Source organism: Hoeflea sp. TYP-13 (assembly GCF_040932035.1).
In the GTDB taxonomy this organism is placed as follows: Bacteria; Pseudomonadota; Alphaproteobacteria; order Rhizobiales; family Rhizobiaceae; genus Hoeflea_A.
In genome coordinates this window covers 1,268,040-1,287,845 of sequence record NZ_JBFRBB010000001.1, presented here as the reverse complement: position 1 = coordinate 1,287,845, position 19,806 = coordinate 1,268,040, and the positions used below count along the sequence as shown (strand labels likewise).

Annotated in this window: 23 protein-coding genes; 14 read left to right on the top strand and 9 right to left on the bottom strand. The window is 59.2% G+C overall.

Going from position 1 to position 19,806, the window contains the following annotated elements; all coding sequences use genetic code 11:
* Positions 1 to 40: 40 nt before the first annotated feature.
* Complete coding sequence (locus tag ABVT35_RS06045; RefSeq protein WP_368465381.1) at positions 41 to 928, bottom strand: LysR family transcriptional regulator; 888 nt, start codon at positions 926 to 928, stop codon at positions 41 to 43.
* Between the two features lie 120 nt (positions 929 to 1,048).
* Between ABVT35_RS06045 and ABVT35_RS06040 the strand changes: the two genes are divergently transcribed.
* Positions 1,049 to 1,882 (top strand): nuclear transport factor 2 family protein, encoded by an 834-nt coding sequence (locus tag ABVT35_RS06040; RefSeq protein ID WP_368465380.1) that lies wholly within the window; start codon positions 1,049 to 1,051, stop codon positions 1,880 to 1,882.
* Positions 1,883 to 1,925: 43 nt separating this feature from the next.
* Here ABVT35_RS06040 and hpaR read toward each other — a convergent pair whose 3' ends face one another.
* Positions 1,926 to 2,363: a homoprotocatechuate degradation operon regulator HpaR gene (hpaR, locus tag ABVT35_RS06035; RefSeq protein ID WP_368465379.1), complete on the bottom strand. Its 438-nt coding sequence runs from the start codon at positions 2,361 to 2,363 to the stop codon at positions 1,926 to 1,928.
* A 147-nt stretch (positions 2,364 to 2,510) separates the two neighbouring features.
* Here hpaR and ABVT35_RS06030 point away from each other — a divergent pair, with 147 nt between their 5' ends.
* The 7 genes from ABVT35_RS06030 to ABVT35_RS06000 are packed head-to-tail and all read left to right on the top strand — an operon-like array spanning position 2,511 to position 8,829.
* Positions 2,511 to 2,897, top strand: a complete 387-nt coding sequence (locus ABVT35_RS06030) for a 5-carboxymethyl-2-hydroxymuconate Delta-isomerase (RefSeq protein WP_368465378.1) — start codon at positions 2,511 to 2,513, stop codon at positions 2,895 to 2,897.
* Positions 2,898 to 2,914: 17 nt separating this feature from the next.
* On the top strand, positions 2,915 to 4,441 hold the full coding sequence (gene hpaE, locus ABVT35_RS06025) for a 5-carboxymethyl-2-hydroxymuconate semialdehyde dehydrogenase (RefSeq protein WP_368465377.1): 1,527 nt from the start codon (positions 2,915 to 2,917) through the stop codon (positions 4,439 to 4,441).
* Positions 4,442 to 4,468: 27 nt separating this feature from the next.
* Complete coding sequence (gene hpaD, locus ABVT35_RS06020) at positions 4,469 to 5,323, top strand: 3,4-dihydroxyphenylacetate 2,3-dioxygenase (protein ID WP_368465376.1); 855 nt, start codon at positions 4,469 to 4,471, stop codon at positions 5,321 to 5,323.
* Between the two features lie 31 nt (positions 5,324 to 5,354).
* Entirely contained in the window at positions 5,355 to 6,335 is a 981-nt protein-coding gene (gene hpaD / locus ABVT35_RS06015) for a 3,4-dihydroxyphenylacetate 2,3-dioxygenase (protein ID WP_368465375.1), read from the top strand.
* A 35-nt stretch (positions 6,336 to 6,370) separates the two neighbouring features.
* Positions 6,371 to 7,234, top strand: a complete 864-nt coding sequence (locus tag ABVT35_RS06010) for a fumarylacetoacetate hydrolase family protein (RefSeq protein ID WP_368465374.1) — start codon at positions 6,371 to 6,373, stop codon at positions 7,232 to 7,234.
* Positions 7,231 to 8,037: a 2-oxo-hept-4-ene-1,7-dioate hydratase gene (hpaH, locus tag ABVT35_RS06005; RefSeq protein WP_368465373.1), complete on the top strand. Its 807-nt coding sequence runs from the start codon at positions 7,231 to 7,233 to the stop codon at positions 8,035 to 8,037. The genes ABVT35_RS06010 and hpaH overlap by 4 nt, the downstream gene beginning before the upstream one ends.
* A 15-nt stretch (positions 8,038 to 8,052) precedes the next feature.
* The gene (locus ABVT35_RS06000) at positions 8,053 to 8,829 is read left to right on the top strand and encodes an aldolase/citrate lyase family protein (RefSeq protein ID WP_368465372.1); all 777 of its coding nucleotides are present in this window, start codon (positions 8,053 to 8,055) and stop codon (positions 8,827 to 8,829) included.
* A gap of 23 nt (positions 8,830 to 8,852) precedes the next feature.
* Here ABVT35_RS06000 and ABVT35_RS05995 read toward each other — a convergent pair whose 3' ends face one another.
* Complete coding sequence (locus ABVT35_RS05995; protein ID WP_368465371.1) at positions 8,853 to 9,407, bottom strand: histidine phosphatase family protein; 555 nt, start codon at positions 9,405 to 9,407, stop codon at positions 8,853 to 8,855.
* Between the two features lie 24 nt (positions 9,408 to 9,431).
* Here ABVT35_RS05995 and ABVT35_RS05990 point away from each other — a divergent pair, with 24 nt between their 5' ends.
* From ABVT35_RS05990 to ABVT35_RS05970, 5 genes are all read left to right on the top strand, one after another.
* A complete protein-coding gene (locus ABVT35_RS05990; RefSeq protein ID WP_368465370.1) occupies positions 9,432 to 9,989 on the top strand; it encodes an acyl-CoA thioesterase in 558 nt (185 codons plus the stop codon).
* A gap of 80 nt (positions 9,990 to 10,069) precedes the next feature.
* Entirely contained in the window at positions 10,070 to 11,191 is a 1,122-nt protein-coding gene (locus ABVT35_RS05985; protein WP_368465369.1) for an NAD(P)/FAD-dependent oxidoreductase, read from the top strand.
* A gap of 133 nt (positions 11,192 to 11,324) precedes the next feature.
* Positions 11,325 to 12,161, top strand: a complete 837-nt coding sequence (gene kdsA / locus ABVT35_RS05980) for a 3-deoxy-8-phosphooctulonate synthase (protein ID WP_368465368.1) — start codon at positions 11,325 to 11,327, stop codon at positions 12,159 to 12,161.
* Entirely contained in the window at positions 12,162 to 13,136 is a 975-nt protein-coding gene (locus ABVT35_RS05975; protein WP_368465367.1) for an SIS domain-containing protein, read from the top strand.
* 145 nt (positions 13,137 to 13,281) lie between these two features.
* Positions 13,282 to 14,190 carry an MBL fold metallo-hydrolase gene (locus ABVT35_RS05970; RefSeq protein WP_368466282.1) on the top strand — a complete coding sequence of 303 codons (909 nt, stop codon included), beginning with the start codon at positions 13,282 to 13,284 and terminating at the stop codon, positions 14,188 to 14,190.
* A 21-nt stretch (positions 14,191 to 14,211) separates the two neighbouring features.
* Here the strand turns inward: ABVT35_RS05970 and ABVT35_RS05965 are convergent, their stop codons facing one another.
* Positions 14,212 to 15,120 carry a DUF1499 domain-containing protein gene (locus tag ABVT35_RS05965; protein WP_368465366.1) on the bottom strand — a complete coding sequence of 303 codons (909 nt, stop codon included), beginning with the start codon at positions 15,118 to 15,120 and terminating at the stop codon, positions 14,212 to 14,214.
* Positions 15,117 to 15,284 carry a hypothetical protein gene (locus ABVT35_RS05960; protein WP_368465365.1) on the bottom strand — a complete coding sequence of 56 codons (168 nt, stop codon included), beginning with the start codon at positions 15,282 to 15,284 and terminating at the stop codon, positions 15,117 to 15,119. The genes ABVT35_RS05965 and ABVT35_RS05960 overlap by 4 nt, the downstream gene beginning before the upstream one ends.
* A gap of 14 nt (positions 15,285 to 15,298) precedes the next feature.
* Between ABVT35_RS05960 and ABVT35_RS05955 the strand changes: the two genes are divergently transcribed.
* Entirely contained in the window at positions 15,299 to 16,690 is a 1,392-nt protein-coding gene (locus ABVT35_RS05955) for an aminotransferase (protein WP_368465364.1), read from the top strand.
* Positions 16,691 to 16,726: 36 nt separating this feature from the next.
* Here the strand turns inward: ABVT35_RS05955 and ABVT35_RS05950 are convergent, their stop codons facing one another.
* The 4 genes from ABVT35_RS05950 to ABVT35_RS05935 all read right to left on the bottom strand — a co-directional run bounded on the left by ABVT35_RS05950 (position 16,727) and on the right by ABVT35_RS05935 (position 19,718).
* Entirely contained in the window at positions 16,727 to 17,329 is a 603-nt protein-coding gene (locus ABVT35_RS05950; protein ID WP_368465363.1) for a DUF922 domain-containing Zn-dependent protease, read from the bottom strand.
* A gap of 194 nt (positions 17,330 to 17,523) precedes the next feature.
* Entirely contained in the window at positions 17,524 to 18,135 is a 612-nt protein-coding gene (locus ABVT35_RS05945; protein WP_368466281.1) for a ferric reductase-like transmembrane domain-containing protein, read from the bottom strand.
* 20 nt (positions 18,136 to 18,155) lie between these two features.
* A complete protein-coding gene (locus ABVT35_RS05940; RefSeq protein WP_368465362.1) occupies positions 18,156 to 18,644 on the bottom strand; it encodes a twin-arginine translocation pathway signal in 489 nt (162 codons plus the stop codon).
* 183 nt (positions 18,645 to 18,827) lie between these two features.
* Positions 18,828 to 19,718: a LysR family transcriptional regulator gene (locus ABVT35_RS05935; RefSeq protein ID WP_368465360.1), complete on the bottom strand. Its 891-nt coding sequence runs from the start codon at positions 19,716 to 19,718 to the stop codon at positions 18,828 to 18,830.
* Positions 19,719 to 19,806 lie beyond the last annotated feature (88 nt).

Sequence of the window (19,806 nt, the reverse complement as noted above, 5' to 3'; positions counted from 1 at the left end):
CCGCGACCGGAAGCCTGCCCCGCGTTTCAGACAACTTTGCTCACTTCCCTATTTCCGAAATGAAATCCACAAACAATGTCCGCAGTGTATTGGTACCCGGATTGTCGGGCCAGACCGCGTAAATTCCGAAGGTGGGCACGGACCAGTCGGGCAGAACCTCCACCAGCGCGCCGGCCGCAATCGGCTGGCGTGCCAGGAAATCCGGCAATATGGTAACGCCGCAACCTTCTTCGGCAAGGCGGCGGGCGGCGAAGCCGGAATCCACGGTAAGGCGGTGGGGTACGCGCACCTGCTGCCGCTGCGCTCCCCTCTCCTTGCCGGTCAGCCGGATAGCGGTCGGCCGGCCGGCCAGGGAAATGGCTTCCAGACTTTCGAGATCGGACGGTTTGCGGATTTCGCCCTTGTCTTTCAGATAGACCGGTGAAGCGCAAAGGAACTGCCGGCCGTCGACCAGCTTTCTGGCCTTGAGCGATGAATCCCTTAACGGACCGATGCGAAAGGCGAGATCAAACCCCTCCTCCACCAGATTGCGCCAGCGATCGGAGAAATTGATGGAGACCTCCACCGTCGGGTAGCGTTTCATGAATTCGGCGACCCGCTTGACGAACTGTGCGTATTGAAAGACTGCCGGTGCAGTGACCGTCAGGCTGCCGACGGGGCTTGCTGCCTTGTGTCCGATCGCTTCATAGCCCTCCTCGGCAGCGCGCAACATTGCCTGCGCCGACACTGCCAACTGCCGGCCGTCAGCCGTCAGGCTGAGCTTGCGGGTGGAGCGGTAGATCAGCGGCGTATCGAGATGACGCTCCAGGGCCGTGATATGGTGGCTGACAACAGAAGCCGAGATGCCGAGCTGTTTTGCTGCCGCTCGGAATGATCCCGCTTCCGCGACCTTGGAAAATACGGCCATCGCCCTCAGATGATCGAGCATTACTATTCCATCAATTAATCGAACAATGAATTGCAATAAGATCATCTTATATCATTTGATGTGAAACGTCATATTCCCCTCATCAGACCTTAAAACCACAATCCCAGGGGATTTGAAGCAATGAAATTACGCAATATCGCAACCGCGGCAATCATGATCTTTTCAACGGGCGCTTTTGCCGCCGACACAAAAGAGATCGTTACCGGCGCAATGACCGAATTAATGATCAACAAGAATGTCGACGCAATCGACGACTATTTTGCTGAACCGTATGTCCAGCACAATCAGCAGGTGCCGTCCGGTCTTGAAGGGCTGAAGGGCTTGGCGGGTCAGGTCATCGCCGACAATCCGGCATTCGAATATGAAATGGTGCGCAGCTTCGCCGATGGCGATCTCGGGTTTGTCCACGGCATCTATAAGGGTTTCGGCCCCACACCCCTGGTCGCCTTCGACGTCTTCCGTGTGCAAGACGGCAAGATCGTCGAGCATTGGGACAATCTGATGCCGGTTGCCGAGCCCAACCCGTCCGGCCACACGCAAACCGACGGACCGACCGAAGTTTCGGATCGCGACAAGACGGATGCAAACAGGGCGCTGGTCAGGGATTTCATCGAAACGGTGCTGGTTGGCGGCGCTTTTGACAAGATGCCTGCCTATTTCGACGGCGACAATTATGTCCAGCACAATGCCAATATCGGCGACGGCCTCAGCGGCCTTGCCGCCGGGCTGGAAGCGATGGCCAAAGCCGGCCTTTCCATGCGCTTTACGAAAAACCACATGGTGCTGGCCGATGGCAATTTCGTGCTGGCCATCTCGGAAGGCATCCTCGGCGACAAACCGATGGCATTTTACGATCTCTTCCGCGTCGAGAAGGATAAGATTGCCGAGCACTGGGACGTGATCGCGCCGATCCTGCCGGCATCGGAAGCGGCTAATGACAACGGAAAGTTCTAAGGAACAGTCTCACCCGACAAGCCGGCGCACAGGGTTGCGCCGGCTAAAGTTCCAGATGCGCCAGCTCGTCCAGCAGATCAAGCAGTTCATCCATTTTTTTGGCGCCGAAGGCGGCTTCGATTTCTGAGTAGATCCGGTTGCTGGTTGGCGCATTGTGGTCGATCAGACTGCGGCCCTTCGACGTTATTTCCACGACAAACCGCCGCCCGTCCGTTTCGTGCTTTGTGCGGGTCACCAGACCGTTTTCTTCGAGATATTTCAAAATGCGCGTGAGGCTGGGCAGGAGCAGGCAGGATTTGTCGGCAATGTCCGTCGGGTCCATGGCGCCGTCTTCCGTCAGAACCCGCAACACGCGCCATTGCTGTTCTGTCACGCCCGCATCGGCCAGCATCGGGCGGATTTGCCCCATGACCTTTTCACGGGCCCTCAAAAGCGAAATGGGCAGAGCCCGGGAGGTTGCACGCAGCTTCTTTTCGGTCATGGCGTCTCAGCTTCTCCCGGTCGTTAACATGTTTTCTTATCCCCGATCCGAAACCGGTTCGCAAGCTGATACCAAGACATCGCCTTGACAACCGATCTCATATATGCTTAACATGTTAAATATTATCATGCACGGGATCGTTCGCATATGCCGCATTTCTCGATCGAGTATTCTGCCAATCTGGACACGCATGTCGATATGAGCGCCTTTTGCGAACATCTGCGCAAGGCGGGCATCGAGACGGGTATCTTTCCGCTTGCCGGCATCCGCGTTCGTGCAATCCGCTGCGAACACTACGCCATTGCCGACGGAAATCCCGATCACGGTTTCATCGACATATCGGTCCGGCTTCGGGCCGGCAGACCGCTGGACGTCCGCAAGGCAGCGACCGAACAGATATTCGCTGCAGCCGAAGCATTCCTTGCCGATGTCATCGCATCACGGCCGATCGCCCTTTCGCTGGAAATGCGCGACATCGATCCGGAATTGAGCCCGAAGCTCAATACTATCCGCAAACATATCAATGAGACGTGAGCCGAGAGGATACAACAATGACCAACGCACAGCCCGGTCTTGAAGAAAACATCGAAAAACTCGGCGGCTACCTTGCACGGTTCAGGGACACCGGCATCCGCAACCATATCGGCGGCGAATCCGCCAGTACGGCGTCCGGCGAAACCTTCGAGACCCGTTCGCCGGTCGACAACAGCCTGATCTGCACTGTCGCCAAAGGGGGCGCCGCAGATATTGACGCGGCAGCAGCGGCGGCCAAAAAGGCCTTCCCCGCCTGGCGCGACATGAAAGCGGTTGACCGCAAGGCGATCCTGCATCGCATTGCCGACGCCATTGTCGAGCGCGCTGAGGAAATAGCCCTTTGCGAATGCTGGGACACCGGACAGGCGGTGCGTTTCATGTCGAAGGCGGCGCTTCGCGGCGCTGAAAACTTCCGTTTCTTTGCAGACAAGGCAACGGCCGCGCGTGACGGACAGTCCCTACCCTCACCAACGCTGATGAACATCACCACCCGCGTGCCCATCGGCCCGGTCGGTGTCATCACGCCGTGGAACACGCCTTTCATGCTGTCGACCTGGAAAATAGCACCGGCGCTCGCCGCAGGCTGCACGGTCGTTCACAAACCGGCCGAGTTCTCGCCGCTGACAGCGCGCATCCTCATGGAAATCGCTGACGAAGCCGGCCTGCCCAAGGGTGTATGGAACCTCGTCAACGGCTTCGGTGAGGACGCCGGCAAGCGGCTGACCGAGCATCCCGACATCAAGGCCATTGCTTTTGTCGGCGAAAGCAGCACCGGCTCGATGATCATGAAACAGGGCGCCGATACGCTCAAGCGCGTGCATTTTGAGCTCGGCGGCAAAAACCCGGTCGTCGTTTTCGACGATGCCGATCTCGACCGGGCGCTGGATGCAGCGATCTTCATGATCTATTCGCTTAATGGCGAGCGCTGCACATCGTCGAGCCGCCTGCTGGTACAAGGATCCATCGCCGAGGAATTCCAGGCGAAGCTCGTCGAGCGGGTCAACAATATCCGCGTCGGCCATCCGCTCGACCCAAAAACCGAAATCGGCCCGCTGATCCACAGGGTGCATTTCGACAAGGTGACGTCCTATTTCGATATTGCCCGCGAGGACGGCGCGACCATAGCCGCCGGCGGCAGCCGCGTGGGCGAAGAAGGATATTTCGTCCGTCCAACCCTGTTTACCGATGCGCGGCCCGACATGCGCATCGCGCAGGAGGAGATCTTCGGGCCGGTGCTGACCGCCATTCCTTTCGAAACGGAAGAAGAGGCGCTCGAAATCGCCAATGGCGTGCAATACGGGCTCACCGGATATGTGTGGACCAACGACATCAGCCGGGCGCTGCGTTTTACCAACCAGCTCGAAGCCGGAATGATCTGGGTGAATTCGGAAAATGTCCGCCACCTGCCGACGCCGTTCGGCGGCGTCAAGGCCAGCGGTATCGGCCGCGACGGCGGCGACTGGTCCTTCGAATTCTACATGGAGCAAAAGCATATCGGCCTTGCTCTCGGTCAACACAGCATTCCGAAACTCGGCGCAAATTAGCCCTTTCGTATTTCCAAGGAGGAAAAAATGGGAGAGATCGTCCTTTCCGCCAAAATCACTCACGTGCCCACGATGATCATGTCGGAACAGCCCGGCCGCCTGCATGGTTGCCGCCAGCAGGCGATCGACGGGCACAAGGAAATCGCCCGTCGCGCAAAGGAACTCGGCGCCGATACGATCGTGGTGCTGGACACGCACTGGTGCGTTAACGCCGGCTATCACATCAACTCCAATCACCGGTTTGAAGGCGTTTTTACCAGTCACGAATTTCCGCAGTTCATTCAGGGTCTCGAATATGCCTATGAGGGCAATGCGGCGCTGGGCGACCTGATTGCCGAAAAAGCAATGGCGAAGGATGTCTTTACCCTGTCGCATCAGATCGACAGTCTCGATCTCGAATACGGAACGCTGGTACCGATGCGCTACATGTCCAGCGCCGGCGACTTCAAGGTGGTGTCCATTGCCGCGTGGTGCACGGTGCACAGCTATGAATCCTCGCGCAAGCTCGGTGAGGCCATTCGCGAGGCAATCGAGGAAAGCGACGCCAAGGTGCTGTTGCTCGCCTCAGGCTCCCTCAGCCACAAGATATGGGCCAATGACGACTACGAAGCCAATAACGGCACCTTCACCATTTCGTCGGAGTTCAACCGCCAAGTCGATCTGCACGTTCTTAATCTGTGGCAGAACGGCGAGATCGAGACGTTCCTGAAAATGCTGCCGGAATATGCGGATTACTGCTGCGGCGAAGGCAGCATGCACGATACCGTCATGCTGTTTGCGGCGCTCGGCTGGGACAGCTACACCGGCCGGGGCGAGGTGATCGGCGAATATTTCCCGAGCTCCGGCACCGGTCAGGTGAACGTCGTCTTCCCTGTCCAGTAACGCTACCATTTCCTCTGCAAGGAGAAGTAAAATGCCTGTTCCCGCCCCTGTCCTTTATCCGCCATTCAACATCGTCCGGCTCAGCCACGTAGAATATGCGGTCACGGACCTGGACGCCTCCAGGGCGTTTTACTGCGATCTTCTTGGTCTGCAGGTGACGCATGAAGGCAATGACCGTGTCTATCTAAGAGCGCTGGAGGAGCGCGGGCACCACTGCATCGCACTGGTGAAATCGGATGCGCCGTGCGTCAACGTGCTGGGCTTCAAGCTGTTCGACGAGCCGGATCTTGAAAAGGCCGCTGCGTTTTTCGAAAGCAAGGGTCTGCCAGTCGAATGGGTGGACCGCCCGTTCATGGGTAAAACCCTGCGCACGCGCGACCCGTGGGGCATTCCGCTGGAGTTTTATGTAAAGATGGACCGGCTCGAGCCGATCCATCAGCAATACAAGCTCTATCACGGCGTCAGGCCGCTCCGGATCGATCATTTCAACATGTTCTCGTCGAATGTCGACGCGGCCGTCGCCTTCTATAATGAGATCGGATTCCGGACGACGGAATATACGGACGATAAGGAAACAGGACGCATCTGGGCCGCCTGGATGCACCGCAAGGGCGGAGTGCATGATGTCGCCTTTACCAATGGTGTCGGACCGCGTCTTCATCACACGGCCTTCTGGGTGCCGAACCCGCTCAACATTATCGACCTGCTCGATATCATGTCGACGACGGGTTATCTCGACAATATCGAGCGTGGCCCCGGCCGCCACGGCATTTCCAACGCATTTTTCCTTTATGTGCGCGATCCCGACGGCAACCGTATCGAGATCTACAATTCCGACTACCAGACGGTCGACCCTGATCTCGAGCCGATCCGCTGGGATCTCAGGGACCCGCAGCGCCAGACCCTTTGGGGTGCGCCGGCACCGCGTTCCTGGTTCGAGGAAGGCAGTGTCTTTGAGGGCGCGGAAACCGAGGAGAGCGATCTCAAATCGCAACCGATCATCGCACCCTGACCGCAGTTGAAACCCGATAAACAAACGGACCTGAAATGACCGGCAAACTTGCGACCTATTCGGTGAACGGAACACAATATTACGGCGCTGTGGCGGAAGGCGGCATGATTGCCCTGTCGCCGGAATTTCCACAGTGGCCGGATTTGAATGCGGTTGTCGAAGCCGGCGGGCTCGATACAGTGCTCAACGCTGCCGAGGGGCGGGAAGCCACCCACGTCGACGGCACGTTCCAATTCGAAATCCCGCTGCCGAAGCCTGAAAAGGTCATCTGCGTCGGCGTCAACTTTCCCGACCGCAATGCCGAATACAAGGACGGCAAGGACGCGCCCGACAACATGTCGCTGTTCGTGCGTTTTCCGCGCTCCTTTACCGGCCACAACCGGCCGCTTATCCGGCCGAAGGCATCCGACAAGCTCGACTATGAGGGCGAGATCGCCATCGTCATTGGCAAAGGCGGACGCCATATCGCCGAAGCCGAAGCCTATGACCACATTGCGGCGATGACGCTTTGCAATGAAGGCACGCTGCGCGACTGGGTCCGGCATGCGAAATTCAATGTCACGCAAGGCAAGAATTTCGACCGGTCCGGAGCGCTTGGGCCCTGGCTCGTGCCTTTCCGTAACCGCTCGCAGCTCGAAGACGTGCGTATAACCACCCGCGTCAACGGCGAAACCCGCCAGGATGACCGCACCGGCCGCATGCTCTTCCCCATCCCGCGCCAGATCAGCTACATCTCCACATTCACGACCCTTGTGCCCGGCGACATCATCATCACCGGCACGCCGACGGGTGCCGGCGCGCGGTTCGACCCGCCATGTTTCTTGAAGCCAGGCGATGTGATCGAAGTGGAAGGCGAAGGCATCGGTATGCTTCGCAACACGGTTGAGGACGAACAATGAGCCTTTCGGCAGATCAGATTGATGCGGCAGCGGCAGACCTTTTCACCGCCGAACGGAGCGGTGAACAGACCGGCCTTCTTTCCCGCCGTTTTCCGGGCATGACCATGGACGACGCCTATGCCGTCCAGGACGCGCTGGTCAAACGCAAGCTTGAGGCCGGCGGCAAGATCTGCGGCTGGAAAATCGGCCTTACCTCCAAGGCGATGCAGGACGCTCTGAAGATCGATATTCCCGACAGCGGCATTCTGTTTGACGACATGCTTTTCGAAGACGGCGGCACGGTTCCGGGCGGGCGTTTCATTCAACCGCGCATCGAAGCGGAAATCGCATTTGTCATGAAGAAGCCGCTTTCGGGAACATCGATCACGAGCGATGATGTGCTTGCGGCAACCGACTATGTCGTACCGTCCCTCGAAATACTCGATACCCGTATTCTTCGATCCGACCCCGAAACCGGCCAGACACGTTCCATTGTCGATACCATTGCCGACAATGCGGCCAATGCCGGACTGGTGCTGGGCAATCAACGCCACGATTCGCGTGCGCTGGACCTGCGCTGGACAGGCGCCATCGTCACGCGCAATGGCGAGGTGGAGGAAACGGGCCTTGGCGCCGGCGTTCTCAATGACCCTGTCTCCGGCATCGTATGGCTGGTCAAACGGCTTGCAGAATACAACCAGTCTGTTCGCTCCGGAGATGTGGTGCTATCAGGGTCTTTCATTCGCCCGGTCGAAGCACGGCCCGGAGACAGTTTTTACGCCGATTTCGGACCGTTCGGAACCGTCACGCAGAATTTCGCCTGAACAAAGGAAGCCATCATGCCCGCACCGCTCAACCCGTTCAAAGAGGCCCTCAAAAAAGATGAATTGCAGCTCGGTTGCTGGCTTTCGATGTCCGAGGGTTATGTGGCAGAAATGTCCGCGACCGCCGGCTTCGATTGGCTTCTCATCGACGGCGAACACGCGCCGAATGACCTTCGCTCCATTCGCGATCAGCTTCAGGTGATCGATGCCTCTCCTTCGCATCCTATTGTTCGGATCCCGATCGGCGAACCATGGATGGTCAAGCAGGTGCTGGATGCGGGAGCTCAATCCGTGCTTGTGCCCATGGTCGAATCCGCTCAGCAGGCCGAGCAGCTTGTGCGCGCGGTGCGCTATCCACCGACCGGCATGCGCGGGGTGGGATCTTCAGCCGCGCGTGCTTCGAAATTCGGCGCCATTGGCGACTATCTTGCAACTGCGGATGAACAGATTTGCCTGCTGGTCCAGGTCGAAAACCGGGCGGGACTTGCCGCGCTGGACGGCATTCTCGCTGTCGACGGGGTTGACGGTGTCTTTATCGGCCCGGCGGACCTCGCCGCCGACCTCGGCCATCTCGGCAATCCGGGAGCACCGGAGGTACAGGCTGCGATCAGGGACGCCCTCGAGCGTATCGGCAAGAGCGACAAGGCCTCCGGCATTCTTGCACCCGACCCCGCATTTGCACGGCACTGCGTGGATCTCGGCGCGACCTTCGTCGCTACCGCCATCGATGTGACCCTGTTCACGCAGGCCATCCGCGGCGCGGCGGCTGAGGCGCAGGTACTGAGAAAGTAATCAGGCTCGCGGTTTTCCCGGCCTCATTCTCCAAGTACCCGTTGCTGCCATTTCTCCCCACCCGGCGTGACATGCACGGGAACCGCATTCGGCAGCGGCAGGAGGTGCGGTTCGATAAGGACATGCTCGCGCGCGGCGATCCATAATCCGCCATGCGCCACGATCAAGGTATTGGGGCCGTGCGAAACGGCACGCTCCATTGCTGCCCAGACACGCGCGGCAAATTCGTAATAGGTCTCGCCGTTCGGCGGATCGTATTCTCCAGTCCAGTATAACGGCAGCCACGGTCCGTGCGGTTCGCCCTGATGATCCCCCAGGTGACACTCCATCAGATCGTCATCGAACATGATCTCGATCTCATGGTGGACTGCAACGGCCTCGGCCGTGTGGCGTGCCCGCGAAAGCGGACTTGCAATGATGCGTTCGATGGGTTCGGATTGCAGCAAACTGGCCGCCCGCCTCGCCTGCTCGCGACCGACATCATTCAATTGTGCATCCAGTTGTCCCTGCGTGCGCCTCGTTTTGTTCCATTCGGTTTCGCCATGGCGTAAGAAATAGAATGGATACTTGAATGACATATGGTATTCCTTTTCAATCTATACTTGCAGGAACTGCGCATCCAAATCCAAGGACACAAGACCGTTTCTGGGGGATATTCTCTAGCCATGCCGACGAACAAAACGATTTCCCGCAACCGTGAGTCCTATTCATTGTGGACTCCCGTTTCCATCCGCTACTCAGATCAGGACCCGATGGACCATGTCAACAATGTTGCAATCACCGCGTTTCTGGAATCCGGAAGGGTTGGCCTGTTCCAGCATATTTTCGGCGACATGCTGCCGTCCAGAGGCGTCGTCCTTGCCAGTCTGACGGTCGATTATCTGAATGAGATCACCTTTCCCGGATCCGTTGAGGTCGGAGGTATGCTTGCAGCCTTTGGTGACCGATCGATGACAACACACTACGCAATTTTTCAAAACGACACCTGCTGTGTGCTCTCCCAGTCGGTCAATGTGTTTTTTGATCCTGTCAGACGGCGCTCGACGGAACCATCATCGGATGTCAAAGCGATGCTGGAACGTTATCTGGCTCGCACCGGATCGCGGGTTGCCGGCTCGACCCGAGGAATTGCAGAACCAATCAATACCGGTCGCGATTAACGACACGCCAGCCTTGTCTGGCTCTGCTTGTTGCGGTACCGCTCGTTCCAGCTGAGTCAATCAGAACGGACTGAATTTCCATGGACCATATCGACTGTATTGTTGCCGGTGCGGGCGTGATCGGCCTCGCCATTGCACGCTCACTGGCAAAGGCCGGCCGCGATGTGGTTATCGTCGAAGCAGAGGATATCATCGGCTCGCACACGAGTTCGCGCAACTCGGAAGTCATTCATGCCGGTATCTACTACGCGGCGAATTCGCTAAAGGCGCGGTTTTGCGTTGAGGGAAAAAAGGCGCTCTATGCCTATTGCAAGGACCGCAACATTCCGCATGAACGGACCGGCAAGCTGATCGTTGCGAGCGAAGGCGAGGACCTGCCCAAGCTCAAATCCATTCATGAACACGCACTTGCCAACGGTGTTGATGACATCAGGGAAATGTCCGCTGACGAAGCAAAGGCACTCGAACCGGAACTGCGATGCATCGCGGCACTGCATTCGCCGTCGACCGGGATCATCGACAGCCATGCTCTGATGCTGTCATTGCTCGGCGAAGCCGAGGATGCCGGCGCGATGGTGGCATTCGGCAGCACAGTCAGCAGCGTGCAGGCAGACAACGGCAAATTCATTGTCAGTGTCGAGGGCGAACAGCCATATACGGTTTCCTGCAGCACTTTCGTCAATGCCGCGGGCCACGGTGCGTGGGATATCGCCAGGTCGATGAAAAGCCTGAAAAACGAGTTGATCCCACCGCATTATCTTTCCAAGGGCAGCTACTATTCACTGTCCGGGCACCGCAGCCCGTTCCGGCAGCTCATCTATCCGGTTCCGGGGGACGGATCGCTCGGCATACATTTCACACGCGACCTTGCCGGTCAGGCACGCTTCGGACCGGACGTTCTTTGGATGGAGGGAGAAACCCTCGACTATTCGGTGCCGCAGGACCGGGGCGCGGAGTTCGAGAAGGCCATCAGAACCTATTGGCCGGGTTTGCCGGACGGCGCTTTGATGCCATCCTATTGCGGGATACGTCCGAAACTCGTCTGGTCGGGAAAGCCGGCCGCCGATTTCCTCATCCAGTCGCGCGCAGACCACGGCATTGACGGACTGGTGCAGCTCTTCGGAATCGAATCACCCGGCCTGACCTCATGCCTTGTCATAGGCGATTATGTTGCCACATTAGCGACAAAGGAATCGCGTTAACAAATTGCGCAATCGGGCCGTTTTGCGGGCTATGTGCTTGAACCGCCGCCGAATTTGGAATACGGCACTGACCAGATACCGGCCTTTCAAGCGCTGAAGCGCAATGGCCGCACCGTGCATCGGAGAATTCAAATTGTCCCAAAGCAGATCCGTCCAAGTCGGCCCGGTGACGTTTTCCAACGAAAAGCCCTTTGTGCTGATTGCCGGTCCCTGCCAGATCGAAAGCCGCGATCATGCGATGGACGTCGCCGCAGAACTGGTTTCGACCACTGAAAAACTCGGCATACCGCTGGTCTATAAATCCTCCTACGACAAGGCGAACCGGTCCTCCGTATCCGGCAAGCGGGGCATCGGAATGGATCAGGGACTGCAGATACTTGCGGATGTGCGGGAAAAATTCGGCTGTCCGGTGATTACTGACATTCATGAAAGCGATCAGGCGGGCAAAGCCGCCGAAGCTGTCGATATCCTGCAGATCCCGGCCTATCTCTGCCGCCAGACCGACCTGCTGGTGGCCGCCGGAGAAACCGGCAAGGCAATCAACGTCAAGAAAGGCCAGTTTCTGGCGCCCTGGGAAATGGCAAATGTCGCCGGCAAGATCGCAACGACCGGCAACGACAACATTCTTTTGTGCGAGCGCGGCACGACTTTCGGCTACAACACGCTGGTGAATGATTTCCGCGGACTTCCGACGATGGCCGAAACCGGCTACCCGGTGGTTTTCGACGCCACGCATTCCGTGCAACAGCCCGGCGGAAAGGGATCTTCCTCAGGCGGCCAGAGGGAGTTCGCTCCGGTACTGGCACGCGCAGCGCTTGCGGTCGGCTGTGCCGCGGTGTTCATCGAAACCCACGAAAATCCGGACATCGCACCATGCGATGGTCCCAACATGATCCCGCTGGCGGATATGAAAGCGCTGCTTGCCCGGTTGAAAGCATTCGATACTCTGGCAAAACGGCGGGATCTCTAAATGTCACCGGACAGAAATATTCGGGCTGAAATTCTCAAGGCCGCAACCACATCGCGCAAGGGTGTGGATACGATTGTCGGTGGTCTGGACGGCCCGCTGGGCGATGCCATCCTGGAGGCTATTGAAGTCATTGCCGCAAAAAGCGGCCGCCTCGTCATTACCGGCGTCGGCAAAAGCGGGCATATCGGCGCAAAATCCGCCGCCACATTCGCGTCGACCGGCACGCCCGCCCAGTTCGTGCACGCCACCGAAGCAAGTCACGGCGACCTTGGCATGATCACCGCCGACGATTGTGTCCTGGCCATCTCCAACTCGGGAGAGACCAAGGAACTGTCCGATGTCCTCTACCATGCGCGCCGCGCCGATATCCCGCTTATTGCAGTGACCGCCAAGGCAGACAGCACGCTGGCACAAAATGCAACGGTTGCGATCGTCCTGCCGCAATCGGATGAAGCCTGCCCTCTCGGTCTTGCACCCACGACGTCTACGCTCATGCAGATGATGGTGTGCGATACCGTTGCCATTGGCCTGCTTGTCCGGCGCGGATTTTCCGAACGCGATTTCCGGCACTTCCACCCGGGCGGCTCGCTCGGCGCCAGCCTGACGCTTGTGCGCGATGCCATGCATGCCGGCGACGCGCTGCCGATCGTCCAGACTGGCACACGCTTGATGAAAGCCATCGAAACGATATCCGACAAGGGTTTCGGTCTTGTCATCGTGGCGGACAATGCCGGCAAGATGTGCGGTGTCATCACCGATGGCGACCTGCGCCGCAACGCCCATGTCGATACGGGTTCAGCCCTGGTCGACGAGGTCATGACCGTCGGCGGCCTAACGGTGGAGCCGGACATGCTGCTCGCATCGGCACTGAAAATGATCCAGGATCACAAGGTCGGCGCCCTGGTGGTCGAAGATGACGGCAAGGCCGTCGGTGTCATTCACGTGCTTGACATGCTGCGCATCGGTGCCGCCTAAAAATCGAAATTTGTAACGCGATTGCAGACACTTGGCCTGAGTTTTTCGCGAATTGATTCATGTACGCACGCGTCATGACATGGCGGCGCGACTGGTATATGAATTATCCGGCAATCCGGACACACCAATGAGGCTCCAAACAACTATGGCGTCACCGACATTCGAAACCGACTTTGAGCCCGCCCATGGCGAGGCTGTGACCGTTGGCCCCGATATTCAGCGCGTAACGGCGCCCAATAGCGGTCCGCTGACCTTTCACGGCACCAACAGCTACATCGTCGGCAAGGACTCTGTCGCCGTCATCGACCCGGGGCCGGAAATCGAAAGTCACTACGAGGCGCTGACCTCCGCGCTCAAGGGGCGCGACGTCTCGCATATCTTGGTCAGCCACACCCATAAGGACCATTCGCCACTGGCGCACCGGCTTGCCGCAGACACCGGCGCGCTTATCGTTGCGGAAGGAGAGCACCGCTCGGCCCGGCCGCTTTTTGTGGGCGAGGTCAATCCGCTGAAGGAAAGCTCGGATGTCGATTTCATGCCGGATATCGAAGCCGAGGACGGTATGGTGATCGATGGCGACGGCTGGTCGCTGCGGGTTATCCACACACCGGGCCACACGGCAAATCATGCGGTGTTTGCGCTTGAAGGCAAGGACATCGTCTTTTCCGCCGATCACGTCATGGTCTGGGCGACATCGATCGTCGCACCGCCGGACGGCTCCATGTCCGACTACATGGCTTCACTCGACAAAATGCTTGAGCGCGAAGACCGGTGCTATTTTCCCGGCCATGGCGGAACGGTCGACGAGCCGGAAAAATTCGTCAGAGCATTGCGCACGCACCGGAAGATGCGCGAGCGCGCTGTCCTCGACCGGCTCAAAAAAGGCGACCGCAACATCCCCGATATGGTCAAGGTGATCTATCGCGACACCGATCCGCGCCTGCACAGGGCCGCCGGCCTTTCGTTGCTGGCGCATCTTGAAGATCTGGTGACACGCGGCCGCGTGGAAACGGACGGCACGCCGTCCATCGACGGCATCTACTACCCGAAATAGCTTATTTCCAGCCCGTGCGGGTCAGCGCACCGAAATACCGACCAGCTCGGTGTCGAGCGCCCGCAAAAACCCGTCAATGATCCGGGCATTTGTACCGAGGTCGTGCGGGCCGAACCGCGATACCGAACGCATGTCGACAAATGTGGTTTCGGCCTCTTCGCTGAGACGAATGCTGACATCCGACGCAAAACCGTAAAACGGCGTGCGCGCCTCGCCCTGGAGGATAATCTGCACCTGGTTCAGGATCATCGGCTCGGCAGGAGACGGGGCATCGTCATCCGACAATTCGGAATTGAGCCCGAATTCGCTCGGCGCCTGTGGACTGATCTCGACAATGCTCGAACCGGTTTCCGGCTTTTCGGGTTCGGCGGGCTCCGGCAGCCTGGTCGCGGATATTATCACGCCGCGGTTCTCGGCCACCAGCCGAACGGCCGCAAGCACCCGGTCAAGCGCGCCCTCATAACGCCGGCCGGTCACATGCGGATAGGCGTCGAGCTGGCCCTCATAGGGTGCCGATTTCAAGATTTCGATATCCGGGGTCCAGTCCGGTCCGTGCGCGATCGGCTCCAGAAAAACCGGAACATCGGCGGTGTTTGTCGATATGTCGTAGAGCGGCGGCAACGCGTAGGCCCTGTAGGCGCCAATGCCGGCCGGTATGAGAACAAGCAAAGCGAAGAAACTGCCCTTCGCCGACGCCCGCCCACCCTCGGCGCCAACCATCCACAGCCGCAGGATTCCGTAGCTCGCAAGCCCGAATGCCAGCAGCGCAATACCCGTGCAGATGGAAAACAGGACCGCGAAGATCTCCGTTTCCATGACTCCGAACCGATGCAGGCCGGCGGAAATGGCAAACAGCGCAAAGGTGAAAAGTCCCAGTCGAAAGGACCAGAACGCGGCATGGCAGACCGGACGCTCGTAACGGATCTTCATGTTATGTCGAATTCTTCCCGCAACATTGCCATCAGCAATAGCGCAAGTTCGGGCAGATCGGAATAGCCCTCACCGGTGTTGCGGTAATTGCAGCGGGCTGCAAAAAATCCATGTACCGGCTTTAAGCAGATGCGCTTTCGCGATACGGTCGCTTCATCTCCCAACAGGACTTTCTCACATGGCACCGACTGTTCCGCTGACCAATGTTCAACAACGCGATATCGACGCGGTTCTGCACCCCTATACGCCCCTGCACAAGCTGAAGGAAACCGGCGCGCTTGTGGTTGAGCGTGGTGAGGGCGTCTTTATCTACGACACGCAGGGCAACGAATATATCGAGGGCATGTCCGGTCTTTGGTGCGCCGGCCTCGGTTTCGGCGACCAGGAACTGATCGAGGCGGCGACGGAGCAGCTCAAGACCCTGCCCTACTATCACCTTTTCGCCGCCAGGGGCACGGAGCCGGCCATTGAGCTCGCGGAAAAGCTGAAGGAGCTGGCGCCGGTTCCGATCTCCAAGGTGTTTTTCACCTCGTCCGGCTCGGAGGCCAACGACACCCAGGTGAAACTTGCCTGGTACTACAACAATGCGCGTGGCAAACCGAAAAAGAAGAAGATCATTTCGCGCAACAAGGCCTATCACGGCGTCACCATCATGTCGGCCTCGCTGACCGGCCTGCCCGGCAACCACGACGGCTTCGACCTGCCGGTCGACGGCGTTCTGCATGCGGACTGCCCGCACTATTACCGTTATGGGCTCGAAGGCGAGAGCGAGGCGGAATTCACGGCCCGCATGGCATCTTCGCTGCGCGAACTCATCGAGCGCGAGGATCCGGACACCATCGCCGCGATGATCGCCGAGCCGGTGATGGGCGCCGGCGGCGTGGTGACGCCGCCGGAAGGCTATTTTGCAGCCATCAAGCCGATCCTCGACGAATACGACATCATGCTCATCGACGATGAGGTCATCAACGGTTTTTGCCGCACCGGCAACTGGTGGGGCTGCCAGACGCACGACATGGTGCCGACGACCATCTCGGCCGCCAAGCAGCTCACCGCCGCCTACGCGCCGCTCGGTGCCGTCATGGTGCCGGAGGAGATCTATCAGGGCTATGTCGATCATTCGGCGCAGCTTGGCACCTTCGGCCACGGCTTTACCTATGGCGGCCACCCGCTCGGCTGTGCGCTCGGCGTCAAGGCCATCGAGATCTATCATAAGCGCGACATACTCGGCCATGTGCGCGGCCTGATGCCGCTGTTCGAGAAACGCATGATGGCGCTTGCCGATCATCCGCTGGTCGGCGAAGCGCGCCTGTCGGGCCTCGTCGGCGGGCTGGAGCTTGTCGCCGACAAGGAGACCAAACGCTCCTTCGCCCCGGCGCAAGGCGTCGCCGCCAAGACCTCGGCGTTTCTCGAAAAGCGCGGCGCGATCCTGCGGCCCCTCGGCGATACCATCGCTCTTTGCCCGCCGATGATCATCCGCGAAGACGAACTCAACACCCTCTTCGACCGGCTCGAAGCGGCGCTGGACGATACGGAGGCGGTGGTTGCGAAAGAAGGGCTGCGCGGCTGAGGTGCGGCGGGCTGCCGCGTTGGCAGATCACGTTAGCTAGGGTCCGTTGACCAGCCCGAGGATCAGCTGCTGGACATTGCCGCCTGCCCCCATCTCTGACTGTTCGAAGGCGCGGTTGCGAGCCTTGTAGCGATCGAAAGCGGCTTTTAGAGGGACCTGTATTGCTTTGCGGATCGTCTTGCAGTCCGGGTCGTTCTTCTGCCGGAAGCCAACAGTCGTGTCGTAGATGTCCTGCGCCATATCGACGATGTATTCGCCATGGACGGCTTCATGGGCGCGGATGCCGGAAATGAAGACGCGCCAGCGGGCGGCAACGTCCGGAGCCAGTTTCTCCGCCGGCTTCGGCAGTGTGTAGGTGATGGTCAGGAAGTGCCGCGCGGCGACCAGCACGCAGTCATTGCCGTCGCGCCTGTAGTCGCGGCCCCATTTGAGGTCGAAATCGGTTTTGGCTATGGCGCTTGACGCACCGCCGTGCAGGCGCGGGCCGCGTGCGCCGATCGACTTGTAGAGTGCCAGGCCGGTCGTTCCCGAAATCGCGTAGGTTTTTTCGACTTCCGTGGCGCGGATGTCGGCACCGGCAGGCAGGCTGAGAAAAAGCATGGCTGCGAAGGCTTGCGCGATCGTCAGAAAGGTCTTCATACGGGCCGGCGCCGGTCTTCTGGTCGTCGCGCATTTGTCGGTCATGGAATTGCGGTGCCGTTTTGCTTAATTATTTCAGGGATATATTGACCATAAGGTGACACGCCACATTATTGCAAGGGTCTTGCTTATGCCGTCGATCCGCATTTGCGGGACTTCAAATGAACCGGCGAATTCGACGCTTTGCTTCACCGTCACACCCTCCGGCGCGGTCGGATAGCCCAGACCTTCAGGTCAGTCATCAGCTTCACTGTTGCCGCAAGGACCAGCGTGCACAGCACCACCTTCGAAACCGTCTCCATCGTGCCCTCGATCAGCACGGCATGGACCACACTCCCGACAACGATGACCAGCGCGAGGGATGTGTGAATGAGGCGCCATGTTCGCGGTCTGACGCGCAACCGCCGCCGCAGCGCGCCTGCGAGCGCTGCCGCGAAGAGCGCCCACATGGCGATCACGCCCCAGGCGGAGAAGGGAGTTGGCGACCTGAAAAGAAGTGCATCCACGACGTCCGGCGGGCTGGTGATCCACAGGGCCGCGACGTGGATAAGCACCGCCGCGACCAGGGCACTGCCGATCCAGCGGTGCAACCGCCGCCCCCGATAGGCCGACAGGCCCGGCAGATATCCGCCCGCCAGTAATGGCTGAAAGAGCAGGAGCGCCATTGCGATGACGCCGGCCAGACCGGCGGCAATGTAGACCGGATCGCGCCATGCGAGCAGCGGGCTCGATGCAGCGGCGGCGACTGGCACCGCAACGGCGATTGCGAGCGCGGCCCAGATCAGGGTCGCGCGGGTCCGGCTGATCTCCTTCAAATCCAACGCGATCAGACCGGCCGAAGGACGAAATGCGCCTCCAGGCTGGTGTCTTTGGCACTGCGCATGACGGGACGCAGGAAGACGGTTTCGAAGTCACCACTGTCATAGGCGAGATGGCCGTGCGGTTGGCCGAAGGCAGGGACGATCTGCGGCATCTCGAGGCGAAACACCCCGCTCGCGTCGGTGAGCGTCGCCCCGTGGCTGTGCGGATCGCGTTCGTGCCCTTCTGTCGTATGTGCCCAGATCTGGATACGCTGGCCGGCAAGCGGAGCACCATCGCCGGCGCGGCGCACGGTGCCGCTCATCCAGAAGCCCCCGCCACCGATCCGTTCCACGATCGGCGCGCCGGGCCGGTAATTGTTGGCGCCGCCCCGCATGGTACGCGTCGGTGCCAGACCCTGGGCACGGGCGGGAACAAGAAGGCCTAGCCCCGCGGACACCACCATGGCGCCGCCGGCTGCGAGGACGGTTCGGCGGGTGAAGAGATCAGTTGTCATATTGATGTCTCCTGCAGGGTTTGTCGCGCCCGGCCTATCGATTGGTTTCCAACGTTATCGCTGCTGAATTATAGCGCGATTGCGGCAATTTCCGAGCCTTGCGAGACGCAGCGCGCAAAAAACACGCTCACTGTTTCGTGATGATTGGGCTCAGCCCCTCGGCGGATACGCGCGATGCCGACGTCAGATAATTTCACCCGTAATTTGTTTCTCTTGCCCGGTGATTGCTGCAACGAGAAATCGCACGAAGGCCTTTATGCGGACTGAAGTCCGCAGGTCCGGGTGGGTGAGAACCCAGACCGGTCGTTGTGACACGGGGCCTGTATTCGGCACGCGGACCAGGCCGTCCAACCCGTCGCCAAAGAAACAGGGCAAAGATACCATGCCGAGACCCTGGATGGCAGCCTGCGCCTGATCCAGCATATCCGGAATCCGGTGCCGCACTTTTGCGTCCGGAAACGGTCCTTCTTTCACCCATTTGTTTTGCGGGTCGATGACGCCGAGTCCGATCCAGGTCGCGTTTGTCCGGTTTCCGTCAAACCAGTGATTGGCCAGGTAATCCCGCGATGCATAGGCGCGGCTGACGAAGTCCGGCAGCCTGCGACCGACCAGATTGTCGTTGGGATTGAACTGGGACCTCAGAGCTACGTCTGATGCGCCCTTCATCAGATCGTCAATCGAATTGCTAGAGTGAAGCGAGATTTCGATGCCCGGATATTGCCGTGCGAACGCAGCCAGGTGGGGCATGATCATGTGTTGAGACAACAAAGGTGGCGCGGTTACGCGCACTTCGCCGGAAAGAACCGTGTCCAGACTCGCCGCTTCCCGCTGAAGGCCCAGAACCTCGTCTTCCACGCGCTCAGCCCTGTTGAATATCTGCTCGGCCATGCTGGTGGCCAGCAATCCCTCCCGTGACCGTGTGAACAGGACGGCCCCCAGGCTGGTCTCCAGATCCGTCAGGTGACGCGACACTGTCGAATGGCTCATTCCCAATTCATCGGCGGCGCTGCGCACGGAGCGGCCTCGGAACAAGGCAAGGAAAACCTTCAGGTCGTTCCAATCCAGCTTAGCCATAATACGCTCTCCTGAGGTGGTCGATTTTTGCACCATAAACCCCCGGAAACCGTCATTTCAAATCATTTTCTGTCCACTTACATTTCCG